The 12,898-nt window shown below is 59.4% G+C and carries 13 protein-coding genes and 1 tRNA gene; 2 read left to right on the top strand and 12 right to left on the bottom strand.

Translation table 11 applies throughout. The features are described 5' to 3' along the window. Positions 1–2 precede the first annotated feature (2 nt). From ntrC to ccsA, 4 genes are all read right to left on the bottom strand, one after another. Positions 3–1,448 (bottom strand): nitrogen regulation protein NR(I), encoded by a 1,446-nt coding sequence (gene ntrC / locus ACLIRY_RS02365; protein ID WP_413203731.1) that lies wholly within the window; start codon positions 1,446–1,448, stop codon positions 3–5. A gap of 30 nt (positions 1,449–1,478) precedes the next feature. Further along, the gene (locus tag ACLIRY_RS02370; protein WP_413203732.1) at positions 1,479–2,603 is read right to left on the bottom strand and encodes a two-component system sensor histidine kinase NtrB; all 1,125 of its coding nucleotides are present in this window, start codon (positions 2,601–2,603) and stop codon (positions 1,479–1,481) included. 3 nt (positions 2,604–2,606) lie between these two features. Continuing rightward, entirely contained in the window at positions 2,607–3,662 is a 1,056-nt protein-coding gene (gene dusB / locus ACLIRY_RS02375; RefSeq protein ID WP_413203733.1) for a tRNA dihydrouridine synthase DusB, read from the bottom strand. Positions 3,663–3,777: 115 nt separating this feature from the next. Beyond that, positions 3,778–4,584 carry a cytochrome c biogenesis protein CcsA gene (ccsA, locus tag ACLIRY_RS02380; RefSeq protein ID WP_413203734.1) on the bottom strand — a complete coding sequence of 269 codons (807 nt, stop codon included), beginning with the start codon at positions 4,582–4,584 and terminating at the stop codon, positions 3,778–3,780. 153 nt (positions 4,585–4,737) lie between these two features. Here ccsA and ACLIRY_RS02385 point away from each other — a divergent pair, with 153 nt between their 5' ends. Next, positions 4,738–5,892 carry a bifunctional 2-C-methyl-D-erythritol 4-phosphate cytidylyltransferase/2-C-methyl-D-erythritol 2,4-cyclodiphosphate synthase gene (locus ACLIRY_RS02385; RefSeq protein ID WP_413203735.1) on the top strand — a complete coding sequence of 385 codons (1,155 nt, stop codon included), beginning with the start codon at positions 4,738–4,740 and terminating at the stop codon, positions 5,890–5,892. Positions 5,893–6,356: 464 nt separating this feature from the next. Further along, entirely contained in the window at positions 6,357–6,644 is a 288-nt protein-coding gene (locus ACLIRY_RS02390; RefSeq protein WP_413203736.1) for a hypothetical protein, read from the top strand. Between the two features lie 54 nt (positions 6,645–6,698). Here ACLIRY_RS02390 and ACLIRY_RS02395 read toward each other — a convergent pair whose 3' ends face one another. From ACLIRY_RS02395 to plsX, 8 genes are all read right to left on the bottom strand, one after another. Continuing rightward, positions 6,699–7,775 carry a hypothetical protein gene (locus tag ACLIRY_RS02395; protein ID WP_413203737.1) on the bottom strand — a complete coding sequence of 359 codons (1,077 nt, stop codon included), beginning with the start codon at positions 7,773–7,775 and terminating at the stop codon, positions 6,699–6,701. Between the two features lie 122 nt (positions 7,776–7,897). Continuing rightward, positions 7,898–8,236: a hypothetical protein gene (locus tag ACLIRY_RS02400; RefSeq protein ID WP_413203738.1), complete on the bottom strand. Its 339-nt coding sequence runs from the start codon at positions 8,234–8,236 to the stop codon at positions 7,898–7,900. Between the two features lie 116 nt (positions 8,237–8,352). After that, positions 8,353–8,628, bottom strand: coding sequence for a hypothetical protein (locus ACLIRY_RS02405; RefSeq protein WP_413203739.1), 276 nt, complete (start codon positions 8,626–8,628; stop codon positions 8,353–8,355). Between the two features lie 467 nt (positions 8,629–9,095). Further along, positions 9,096–9,172, bottom strand: a tRNA-Pro gene (locus tag ACLIRY_RS02410). Positions 9,173–9,438: 266 nt separating this feature from the next. Beyond that, positions 9,439–10,179, bottom strand: a complete 741-nt coding sequence (locus ACLIRY_RS02415) for a MerR family transcriptional regulator (RefSeq protein WP_413203740.1) — start codon at positions 10,177–10,179, stop codon at positions 9,439–9,441. Between the two features lie 24 nt (positions 10,180–10,203). Further along, positions 10,204–10,521 carry an integration host factor subunit alpha gene (locus ACLIRY_RS02420; protein WP_413203741.1) on the bottom strand — a complete coding sequence of 106 codons (318 nt, stop codon included), beginning with the start codon at positions 10,519–10,521 and terminating at the stop codon, positions 10,204–10,206. Between the two features lie 241 nt (positions 10,522–10,762). Next, entirely contained in the window at positions 10,763–11,737 is a 975-nt protein-coding gene (locus ACLIRY_RS02425; protein ID WP_413203742.1) for a beta-ketoacyl-ACP synthase III, read from the bottom strand. 91 nt (positions 11,738–11,828) lie between these two features. Continuing rightward, positions 11,829–12,866: a phosphate acyltransferase PlsX gene (gene plsX / locus ACLIRY_RS02430; protein ID WP_413203743.1), complete on the bottom strand. Its 1,038-nt coding sequence runs from the start codon at positions 12,864–12,866 to the stop codon at positions 11,829–11,831. Positions 12,867–12,898 lie beyond the last annotated feature (32 nt).

Below are 12,898 nucleotides of genomic sequence, written 5' to 3' on the forward strand. Positions count from 1 at the left end.
TGCTACCCTTTTAGCCCACGCACGACCTGAATATCCAAATCTCGGATTTTCTTGCGCAGGGTATTGCGGTTCACCCCAAGCAATTGGGCAGCTTTGATTTGGTTGCCCCGGGTAGCCTCCAGGCAAAGGGTGATCAGGGGGCGTTCCACTTCTCTCAGGATCCGTTCATGGATCCCTGCGGGGGGCAGGCTTTCCCCATGGGCATCGAAGTAATGGCGCAGATGACGTTCCACCTTCTGGGACAGGCCCTCACCACTATCATCGGCTTCCGCGGAAGAGACAGGAGTGACCGTGGCGAGTTCGGCTTCGATCACATCCAGGCCAATGACCTCCTGAGAATAGAGAGCCGCCAGACGGCGCACCAGGTTTTCGAGTTCACGCACGTTTCCAGGCCACCGGTACTTTTTCAGACGATCCATGGCCGCCGTTTCAAGAACCTTCGGGGGCAGCCCCTCCCCCTCCGTCGCCAGGGTCAGGAAATGGCGGAGCAATTCCGGAATATCCTCCGCCCGTTCCCGCAAGGGGGGCAAACGGATGGGCACCACGTTCAGGCGGTAATAGAGGTCTTCCCGGAACAAACCCTGCTGGATCAGTTGACGCAAATCCCGGTGGGTTGCGGCGATGATGCGCACATTGGCGCGCATGGTCTGGCGCCCCCCGACGGAGGTGTATTCGCTTTCCTGGAGAACGCGCAGCAAGCGGGTCTGGGCTTCGAGCGGCATATCACCGATTTCGTCGAGGAACAGGGTCCCGCCATCGGCCTGTTCAAACCGGCCAACGGCCCGGCTATGGGCGCCGGTAAAAGCCCCTTTCTCGTGGCCGAACAGCTCACTTTCGATGAGTTCCCGGGGGATGGCGGCCATATTGACGGCGACGAAGGTGCCGTTTCGCCGCTTGCCGTAATCATGCAGAGCCCGGGCGACCAGTTCCTTGCCCGTTCCCGACTCGCCATTGATCATCACGGTCAGGTCCGTGTTCATCAAACGGGCGAGAGTGCGATAGATCTCCTGCATGGCCTGGGACCGGCCAATCAGGGGCAGCCGCTCATCGTCGTCATCTCCCGCAGTTTCGTCGATCGGTCCACCTTTGGGCAGGGATAAGGCCCGGCGGACCACATTGACGACTTCGGTCAGGTCGAAGGGCTTGGGCAGGTATTCAAAGGCTCCCCGCTCTGTGGCCTTGACCGCTGTCAACAGGGTGTTTTGGGCGCTCATGACGACAATGCGCAAATCCGGGCGGATCTTTTTGATGCGCGGGATCAGGTCCAGGCCATTCTCGTCGGGCATGACCACGTCGGTGATCACCAAATCCCCCTGGCCGTCAGCCACCCAGCTCCACAGGGTCGAGGCCGTCCCCGTCGTCCGCACCTGGTATCCGGCCCGGGTCAGGGCCTGGCTCAGGACCGTGCGGATACTACGGTCATCATCGGCCAAGAGAATCGTCGCCATTTCACTTACTTCCAAGAACTGAACCTGAATTTACCAAGGGGTAGAGGCAGTCATGCCCTTCGCCATGGGAAGAATGATGGAAAAGACTGTCCGCCCTGGCAAGCTATCGAATTCGATAATACCACCATGGTCGTTGATAATCTTTGCCGCCAAGGGCAAACCCAAACCGCTTCCCTTGGGTTTAGTGGACACGAAGGGGTCGAATAGATTGCCCTTCAGGTCTTCGGGGATGCCGTCCTCCCCATTATCCCGCACACTGATCACCAGAGGCAGATCCGTCACCGAACCTCCCGGTACCCGCAGACGCAGACCATGCTGATAGGCCGTGGACAGGACGATTTCCGCCCCATGGGAGGGGCAGGCCTCTGCCGCATTTTTCACCAAATTCAGAAGCACCTGAATCAACTGGTCCCGATTGCCCAGGACCGGTGGCAGGGAGGGATCGTAGGACTCCACGAAGCGCACATGTTTGGCGAAGCCGTTCTCCGCCACCATGCGGACATGCTCCAGAACCCGGTGAATGTTCACCGCTTCCCGTTCCAGGGGGCGGTTATCGGAGAACACCTCCATACGGTCCACCAGGGCAACGATGCGATCCGTTTCGTCAATAATCAGTCGCAGAAGCTGGCGGTCCTCCTCCGGCATGCCACTTTCCAGTAGCTGTGCAGCGCCCCGAATGCCGGACAGGGGGTTCTTGACCTCATGGGCCAGCAAAGCCGCCATGGCCGTCACAGACCGGGCGGCATCCCGATTGTTCATGCGTTGGCCGATTTTCAGGGCCATGGATAATTCATGCAGGGAAATGGCCACCCAGTTTTCATATTCCGTCAAGGGAGAAACCCGAACGGTGATGGTCCTCTGCCCCGTGCGGGGCGTGTCCAGAACCACGCCATATTCCGAGAAGGTGGAATGGTTCATCCGGGCCATGTCGATCAAGCCATAGATGGGATTGTATTCGGGAATCAGGTCGGTCAGTGGCACGCCGCGCAAATGGGCCGACGTGCTTTCAAACAGCTGCTCTCCGGCGGCATTGACCATCTGCACCCGGTTTCCCGCATCGACGCAGATCACCGCAGAGGCGATGGCATTCAAAACCGTACCCGGATCGATGGGAGGGGGCTGGCCACGACGACGCAGGGGGGAAAAACTCACCATAGCTCAGGCCGCCTTTTCCAATGGTAGGGCATCTTCCCCCTCCGTCCGCAGACGATCAAGGAAGGTCTTGAGAAGAATCCGTGCACTCTCCGCCTCTCCAATAGCCATATAGGCCTGTCGGAAGGGGCCGCCACCGGAGAGGGAGTCCGCGTACCAGCCCATGTGTTTGCGGGACACCCGAAGACCCCGTTCAAGACCATGGAGCTCCAGTAATCCTTCGAAGTGCTCAGCGATGGCATCCAGTCGCTCGGCCAAGCTGGGGCCTGGCGGCGGTATGCGCCCTTCCGCCTCGGCAACCAATCCCCGGGCGATCTGGCCCGGCAACCAAGGCGCACCCTGGGCCGCCCGACCAATCATCACCCCATCGGCACCGGTTTCCCGCAGGATCCTCCGGGCATCATCAAGCGTCCGGACATCTCCGTTGGCCAGAAGAGGGAGGCTGGTAGCTTCTCGCACGGCGCGAATCGCGCTCCAGTCCGCATGCCCCCCATACAGGCTCTCCCGAGTCCGCCCATGGATGGTGACCAGGGCGATCCCTGCGGCCTCGGCGACACGCGCCAAAGAGGGTGCTGTCAGATCCCCCTCCCCCCAACCCAACCGGGTCTTGAGGGTCACGGGGATATCGACTGCGTTTACAACAGCTTCCATAATCCGACCGGCCAGGGCTTCGTCGCGCATCAGGGCCGCGCCACCTTGCCCCCCCACAACCTTCTTCACGGGACAGCCCATGTTGATATCGATCAGGGCAGCCCCCCGGTCGGCATTGAAGCGGGCAGCCTCGGCCATGATTTCGGGGTCGCACCCGGCCAATTGCACGGCAAAGGGCGCGCCATCCCCGTCATTGGGGTCACACATACGGAGACTGCGCGCTCCATTGTGCGAGGATCGACTGTTGCCCTGAGCACGCAGCAACTCACGGCTTGCGATCATCTCGGACCAAGCCAAATGACAGCCAAAACGCCGGGCGAGACGGCGGAAGGGGCGATCCGTGATCCCTGCCATGGGCGCCAAAACAACTGCGGGCCTGGGAAGGGTGACGGATCCAAGGACAAGGCTCATTGGGGACGGCTTCCTTGGAATGAATGTGACCAAATCTTAGGCAACATTGCAGGGAACCACAAGGACTCCTTCGCATCCGCGAAGGAGAAAGAAAAAATATCGAATTATAAGGAGCTTACAGGATGATATCCGTAACGAATTTGACGCCCAAAAAGGCAAGGGTGAGCAAGAGATAGGCGAGAAGCATCCAACGCGCCGCTGCTCGGCCCCGCACGCCCCACCAGCGGCGGGCCAAAAGGATGCCTCCGATGGCCAGAAAGGCCAGCCAGGACAGCAGGGTTTTGTGGTCGAAGACGAAAAAGCGGTGTCTTTCCAGGTACAACAGGGCTGAACCGGTCGCCAACCCGGCACCCAGAACCACCTCGGTTGAGACCAAAAGTGCGTGGGCCATGCCATCGGCCTCCGCCGCAGCGGGTAAGCGACGGGTGAGATGGCTGGGACGTTTGCGTTTCAGGGCCCGTTCCTGCAAGACTCCCCCCAGTGCTGCAATGGCCGCGAGGGTCAGCAGGGCATAGGTGACCAAGGCGATGGCAATATGCAGCATGGTCCAGAAGGGCGGCGCCCGCTCATCCAGCGGCGGCCCCTCCGCCCCGGCCCAGAGGGTGGCCATCGTCCCGAGAACCACCAGATAGGGCATGAGAAGTGGACTCAATTTCCATGCCGCACTTTCCACCCGACACAGCAGGCCATAGAGAAGCAGGGACATGGCGGTACTGGCCCAAAGGGCGCTGGAAAAGCTGGTTCGCCAATGGCCCGCAGCCAGGGCGGGCCCTGCGGCCAAGGCGAAGGTGGCCGCCAAGGCCAGGAGTAGCCCTCCCCAGAACAGACCATCCCGTTCCGGCTCTCGCCGCAGGGGCGCCAGGGTTGCGGGGGCCAGAGCGGCCAGGGCGATCAGGTGAAGGGATAGATGGTTTCCGAGCATGGCCAGGACTATACAGCCGCCGCCTAAGGGAAAACAATCGCCCGCGCACAGCGACCCTGGTAGGGTTCGAGCCTTTCGGCCAAAAAGGGCGGAAGATTGGGGTTCATAGGCGTCCATGAACCGAGACGCAGCAATACAAAGGAATAAAGAACGATGGCCAAAGTCGCCGCTTTGATCGTGGCCGCCGGGCGCGGCAAGCGCTTCGGCGGGGATATGCCCAAGCAATATCTCAGCCTTGGGGGCCGGTCCATTCTGCGGCACTCCCTGGCCCGCTTCACCGCCCATCCGGATGTCCGCTGGACCCGCGCTGTCATCCACGGCGACGATCGGGACCTCTACGACGGCGCGGCCAAGGGCCTGGCCACCCTCCTCGAGCCCTGCCCCGGTGGCGCGGAACGTCAAGACTCCGTGCGCCTGGGCTTGGAAAGCCTGGAAGAATTCGCACCTGATTACGTCCTGATCCACGATGGGGCCCGGCCCCTGGTGGACAGTGCCCTGATTGACCGTGTCATCAGCGCTCTGGACGATCACGTTGGTGTCATTCCCGCCCTACCCGTGGCCGACACTCTGAAGCGCGGCACCGATGGCCTGATCTCCGGTACCGTTGACCGGGCCAACCTTTGGCGCGCCCAGACCCCGCAAGGCTTCCGCTTCAAGGAGATTCTGGCGGCCCATCGCGCCGCTGCCGGTCAGGTTCTCACCGACGATGCAGCGGTCCTTGAGGCCGCAGGCGGCACCGTTGCGCTGGTTGAGGGTGCGGAGGACAACACAAAGGTGACCACACCCGGGGACCTGGACCGGGCAGAGCGACTCTTCCGGGGTCCCGGTGAACCCCGGGTCGGCTCAGGTTTTGACGTACACCGGCTAGGCTCCGGGGACTTCGTGACCCTCTGCGGGATTCAGATCCCCCATACCCATGGTCTCATTGGCCATTCGGATGCGGACGTGCCCATGCACGCCTTGACCGATGCCCTGCTTGGCACAATCAACGCCGGTGACATCGGCCGCCATTTCCCGCCCAGCGATATGCGGTGGAAAGGCGCGGACTCCAGTATTTTCCTGGCCCATGCCGGAAACTTGGTGGCAGCCCTCGGCGGCCGCATCCAGAACGTGGATATCACCATCATGTGCGAGCAGCCAAAGGTGGGGCCCCATCGCGCCCGCATGTCCGCTCGCCTCGCCGAAATTCTCCGCATTCCCGGCAGTCGAGTCGCTGTAAAGGCCACCACCACCGAGGAATTGGGATTCACCGGCCGGGGGGAAGGCATCGCCGCCCAAGCCACCGCACTTGTTACCCTACCGTACTGAGGAAGGGGTAGCGCAGGTGGGCATAGTGAAACTGCGGGGGGCTTCTGCCCCGTCCCACCGCAGGTGGGCATAGTGAAACTGCGGGGGGCTTCTGCCCCCCGATCCCCCTGATTGGGAAGCAATCTTCCCAAACCCTTCTTTTTTTGACTAATCTAGAATTCACTGGATGTTGGATCGTGTAGATTCTGGATCTAGAAAAAGAAAAAAATCAATACCATAGGTATTTATTTTCAGATCGGATCAATTTCATTTCATAAAAATTGGGGGTTCGGGGGCATTGGCCCCCGAATGGGCGCGGGCGATAGCCCGCCTTCCCTCCCCATCCTCTCCCTCACCCTGGCCGAGCCACCTTCTTCCGAATCGCGACGGGGCATAGAGATAAGACATTGGGCCATGGACTCCCTTCTTTCCTCTCCGTACCATCCCTTTCGACTCTTCAAACTGATCTTAGGAGGCCCCCAAGAATGGCGCAGGCGACCACCGCTCAAAAACCGGCGTCCCGCTCCCGTTCCACGTCGTCCTCTTCCAAAACCATCAAGCCAACCGAACCCCAACGGAAATGGCTTGAGCGCGGCTTGAGTCAGCCGGGTGGGAAACTTCCTCTGTTTGACGAAAACGGCCGCCGGGTAGATGGACGCATTATCCAAGCCTGCCTGGATAAGGGCTGGGCAGATCATTGGTTCACCAATCCCCTAAAGCCTGACTGGCAGGTCTGTAAGTTGACCGAAGCGGGCCGGGCCGTACTAAATTGAACCACACCCCTTGACCTCGCCGACAAGGAGGAAGCCAGAATGGCGCGGATTCATTTAAGTCTGCAGAATTTTTCCAATGAAACGGGCCACCTCTTCGGCACCCGTAGGGGCAATCGGTCGGGGCGCTGCCTGCGCGATCAACATATCCAATTCGGAACCGATCCTTCCCTCGGCCAGGGCGGCTTCCGTCAAACGCCGTCCCCGCGCGTTCTTGAAGAACCATTCCTCCAGGTATGGAGCCTCGGGCCAATTTGACCGCTCGACCATCAGCATGGGAATGCCCGCAGTTGCGCAGTCGGCCAGCATCCCATAGCCCGCCTTGCCGACCACCGCATCGACAGAAGCCAGGATGTCCGAAAAGGACCTTCCACTGGCCCGAGCATCGACCAGAACCTCCCGCTCTGCAGACACCGGGTTAAAGGCCAGCAGCGCCCAGTCCCCAGCTTGCCGCACCCATTGGCGGGCGTCCAAGCCGGAGGACAGGCCGCCAAAATTCACCAGAGCCAGCGGACGCGCCGGATCGAGCCCCAAAGCCTCCATTAATCCCCGCCGATCCCGTTTCCCGGGCCGGGCGATCACTCCCACGGGAATTGGGTTCGGCAAGTCTGGCTGAGGCATGGAAGGCGTGGGGATGAACCAACCGTCGGCCAGGGCGTAGCTTTCAGCCATGCGGTCCAGCACGGGCGTCATAGATGGATCACCGTCGAACAGAAACCGTCCGATCCCTAACCAATTTAACGGCCCCAGTCCCAACACGGGGATACCAAGCCGATGAGCTGCCGCCACGGCCAGATAGCCGCTACAGGAAAGCACCAAATCTGGAGTATGAGCTGCCATGACGGAACAGACACGGGCCAGAGAACCGTCCCAATCGCCGTGGAGATCGCGGTAGCGATCCGCGCTGGCTTCCCGGTCTATGGTTCTCGCGTCCCTCATTACTAGGCCGAAATCAAAGCTTCTGGACTCGTGGGTGATGTCTCGGAAGAAGGGGGATGGATCCAGGGCGCAGTCCACAGTCACATGAACCTGTGGCAAACGGACGCGCAGGGCCTCGGTCACAGACGCGCAAAGGGAGAGATGACCAAAACCGTGGGACGTCACGACCAGATAAAGACGGGGTATCGGGGACATGGAAGGAATGCTTCGAGGAGAGGATAACAGGGTCGTTCATCTTCCCCCGTTCAGACCAGGGCGTCCACCTCCGCAGTCGGTTCAGAACCAAAACTCTTTGGTCCGAGATCCATCCTCCAGGCTCAATCCTTGGCAGGAATCGTTTCGGAAGCGGAGACAGCCTCGTGCTCCTGACAGGCCCGCTCGATTTGATCCAAGGCTTCTTCCAGGGTGTCTCGGGTGACTCCATGCAGGAATTCGCCACCGACAATGCGCAAATTCGGCCCATGCTGGCAATATCCGAAGCAGGTGGCCCAACCGACTGTCACGCGCTCCGTCAGTCCCCTGGCGGCCAACCCCATGCGCACCAACTGTCCAAGCATCTCGGCGCCCCCGCCAACGCAGGAGATTCCCATGGGACCCCGGTCCTTCCGGCAAAGCAGGACTCGAAGGGGAGAGGGATCGGCAGATGAAACAGTCATACGGCGGCTTTCTTTGATGAGTCCACGACCCTTAACGTCGTCTTGTCCAGGGGTTCGTTCAAGGGCCAGATAGCAGGCGTTTGGGGTAAGAGAGGCATACTGATCATGGGAACAGTCTATTTTACCGGCTGTCCACCCGAAGAAGGAAGAGTCACCTCCTCCGCCAATGAAAGACTTTGTCCGACCAATAGGGCCTCGGCCTGGCGCAGACTCAATTCCGGATGGATTGCACGTAGGACAGACAGGGCCCGCCCCCGATCCCGTCCCAAACGACGGGAGTCCCCTTCGCTGCCGATCGGCCCGCGTGCGGATTCGGCAGAACCGCTTTGTTCTTTGCCCATGCGATCCATGGCTTTCCGCGCCAATTGGGCTAAACCCGCCGCGTCGAACATCTTAGCCTTCCCCTTTTGTTCCACGAACCAGCGGCCAAAGTAGGCGGGGGAGTCTGAAAAAAGTCTAAAGGATATCAAAGTGATGTCTGCCCTTCCGAGGGGCAAGGCGTTTACCGCCTGGGATTCCGGCGAGTCGGAGATATTGATCTCGCCCGAGCATAGGGAAAACCCTCATACGATCGGGAATAGACATTCCAACTTTAGTCGACAAGGAGTCTTCGACTCCGTTCATACACGCGGCAATCGGACCGCTTCCTCATTATGCAGAATTTTGCATAACATCGCGAAACGTATCCTGCCCTAACAGGAATCACGGCATCACCAATGTATATGGTATTAACAATAGAAAGGGGATCGAAACTTTCTTTTGGGACCCAGCCTCCCAAGGCGAACGTCACTTCGCCAATCGATGACACCTATTTTCGCGGTGTTGTCGATACGCGGCCATCAGAACCGCCGAGAAAAATTGGTCGGAGCGGCGGGATTCGAACCCACGACCCCTTGACCCCCAGTCAAGTGCGCTACCAGGCTGCGCCACGCTCCGACCAATTTTTCACCGATTGAGAAGTCGTTGAAAACGCTGCTCTTTTCGGTGATGGGGCCGGGACACTGTGTTGTGTGCCCCGGGAAGAGGCCGCAATATAGCCGCGGCCCCCCTAGTCGGCAAGAACATTTTTTGGCTTTTTCCAACTTTCTATTTTTTGGAAAAAATCCAAGAAAAACCGCCACTTCCGAGAGGATGTGGCGGTTAAAACAGCCCGACATTGCCCGGGCACATCACCAAACTGAGCAGACCAGCAGAGAGGCTCCCTACAAATCCACTTGTCGCAAAATCCGCCGCAGATCTTGCAAGTCCGACAGAACCACTTCCAGTTCCAAACGCTGATCATCGCTCAGCCCCGTCACGCTCGGCGCCTCCCTTTCCTCCGGGGAGGTCGATAGCAGCGACGGATTCCCATCAGCCACGGGAGTCCCTTCTCCAGATTGCGAAAGGCGCTCTGGCTTTGTCGGTATGTCCTCTGGTTGCCCCGTCACATCCATGAGCGGTGAAGACCGAAGGGGATCTTCCCCTGACTCGTCTTTTACTTGTGCACCGGCGGCCTCTTCCTCGTCCAGGTCCTCCGGATACCCTTCTTCTGGGGACGGATCGTCTTTCTTGGGCTCACTGTCAAAGGAAAAAGTCGGCTCACGATCGTCTACGTCATCTGGAGCTTCCCCTTCTCGCAGACCTTCAGTATGGGAAATCACAGACTTAACGCCGTTTTCCCGCAAAAGCTTCTGCGCCCCTTTGATCGTATAACCGTCGTTGTAGAGAAGATCCCGGATTGCGGCGAGCAGGGTCACATCTTCCGGACGGTAATACCGGCGTCCACCGCCACGCTTCATGGGACGGATCTGGGAAAACTTGGTTTCCCAGAACCGCAAAACATGCTGCGGAACATTCAGTTCATTCGAAACTTCGCTGATGGTGCGAAATGCCGAGTCTGATTTACCCGACCGACGCGAGGACTCCTCCACGTCACCGGCCTCGCCGTTGGTACCGGTACTCACGATTTTTTACCCATCAAAAGAACATTAACCCAGGGTCTGCTTGCCAACAGGGCCGTCATTGATACGAGCCTTCAAAAGCTGGGATGGCCGGAAGACGAGAACACGACGGGGCAGAATGGGAACTTCCTCTCCGGTCTTGGGATTGCGCCCGACCCGTTCCCCTTTCTCCCGCACTGAAAAGCTGCCGAAGCTCGAAATTTTCACCGCCTCTCCGCGCACGAGTGCCTCGGACATCTCGCTGAGCACCATTTCAAGCAGGTCGGCGGACTCGTTCCGGGACAGGCCCACTTCTTGGTAGACAGCCTCACTCAACTGAGCGCGGGTAATGGTCTTAACGGTCATGATCGCGATCCCCGTCAGTGGTTTCCGGATACCTTGCCTGCAGACGGTCCGCAGGTCTCTCCAGACAACAGGTTCCTCCCCAGGCCAATCATGGAGAGGGACAGAACGCCAAGAGTTGAACCTAGACGGTAAAAGAGGGGAAGAAAAGCGTCAATATCAAAGCGTTGCCACATAGCGCCAAGATGGCGTGTGAGGCCGCATTCGAACCAAAAGTCCGTAATTATCTGGGATGGAGAGCGCCTTAAAGCCGCACCAGAGCCGATCCCCAGGTGAATCCGCCCCCCATGGCTTCCAAAAGGACCAAATCTCCCACCTTGATTCGGCCATCGGCCCGGGCGGCGGAGAGAGCCAAGGGCACGGACGCAGCTGAGGTATTGGCGTGCTGGGAAATGGTCGTGATGATCTTCTCCAACGGGACGCCCAGTTTTTTGGCTGTCCCGTCGATGATACGCTTGTTGGCTTGGTGGGGAACCACCCAATCCAAATCATCGACGGTCAGGCCCGTGGCATCCAGGGCCTCCAAAACGACGTCGCGCAGATTCACAACCGCGTGACGGAAGACCTCCCGCCCATGCATGCGCAAAAAGCCCGTTGTCTGGGTAGATGACGGGCCACCATCCACATAAAGCAGATCATGCTGGCAACCATCGGCATGCAAATGTGTGGACAGGATTCCCCGATCCGCGGTTGTCCCGTCCCCATTCTCGGCTCGCAGCACCACCGCACCTGCGCCATCGCCAAACAGGACACAGGTCGTCCGGTCATTGAAGTCCAAGATGCGTGAGAAGGTTTCCGCGCCGATCACCAGAGCGCATTTCGCCTGGCCCGCCTTAACAAAGTTGTCCGCAACGGTCAGGGCATAGAGGAATCCGGAGCAAACCGCCTGCAGGTCGAAGGCCGGGAAGCCGGGACGGCAGCCCAGCTTCACTTGAACCTTCGTCGCCGTGGCAGGAAAGGTATTATCTGGCGTCGCTGTTGCCAGGACGATCAGGTCAATGTCCCCAGCATCGAGACCGGCATCGTCAAGGGCAGACTTGGCTGCGGCGGTCGCAAGATCAGAGGTCGTTTCCCCGTCGGCTGCAAAATGCCGACATTCAATACCAGTCCGTTCGCGAATCCACGCGTCGGATGTGTCGACCCGCTTGGCCAAATCGTCGTTGGTCACCCTGTTCGCGGGCAAATACGCACCGCAGCCCGCGAGAACGGAACGCAACATACCGATTGTCCTTAGCTGTCTAAAGCCGTGATGCGGAAAAGCGGCACCGAATTTCCGGCCCATACACGGCTCGAAGATTTGACCGAGCCCCTCAGACGGACGCGGGGACCTGTGGAACTTGGACCTTCTCGAATTCACCTTTGATGGATTCGTTAAATCCCTGCCTCACCAGATCGACGGCCACACCAAGGGCATTGGCGAAGCCCAGTTCGTCGGTTCCGCCGTGGCTTTTTACGGCCACGCCGTTCAATCCGAGGAACATGGCACCGTTATAACGGCGCGGATCCGTCCGAGTCCGAACCTTGTTCAAAGCCGGGCGCGCCAGAAGATACCCCATCTTGGCAAACAGGGAACTGCCAAAAGCATTGCGCAGGAACTGGGAATAGAGCTTTGCTGTCCCCTCCGCAGTCTTGAGCATGACGTTTCCGGTGAACCCATCGGTCACGATCACATCAACGGTACCCTTGGCGAGATCATCGCCCTCCACGAAGCCGTGAAATTCGATGGGGAGGGTGCTATCGCTCAACACCGTAGCGGCACCGCGAACGGCATCCGTCCCCTTTCCCGCTTCTGACCCCACATTCATGATACCAACCGTGGGTCGTTCCAGAGCCAGCACCGTGCGCGCGAACACCTCCCCCATGATGGCAAACTCCACCAAGTTGTTGGCGTTGCATTCAGCATTGGCGCCAAGGTCCAGCACCACGCTTTCTCCGCGCTGTGTCGGCAAAAGCGTAGCAATGGCCGGCCGGTCAATGCCCGGCAGGGTCCGCAAGATAATCTTTGCTACGGCCATGAAAGCACCGGTATTCCCTGCAGAGACAACACCGGCCGCCTCTCCATTCTTTACCGATTCCGTGGCGAGCCAGAGACTCGACTTTCGGCCTGTGCGCACAACCTGGGAGGGCTTGGCATCGGCCGACACGGCATCTGGTGCATGTCGAATTTCCGAAACTTCGGCCACCTCTGGCAAACGCGTGACCAAAGGCTCCAGGCGTGCCCGATCCCCGAAGAGTAGGTACTGCACATCCGGAAATCGCTTACGGGCGAGGCCTATACCCTTGACGACCATGTCGGGGGCTTTATCCCCACCCATGGCATCCACGGCGATGATGATATCACCAGCCACCGAAGGAGTTCCACTTGCTAGGGGAAAACAAG

It is taken from the genome of Rhodospirillum sp. A1_3_36, assembly GCF_047263945.1.
Lineage (GTDB): Bacteria > Pseudomonadota > Alphaproteobacteria > Rhodospirillales > Rhodospirillaceae > Rhodospirillum.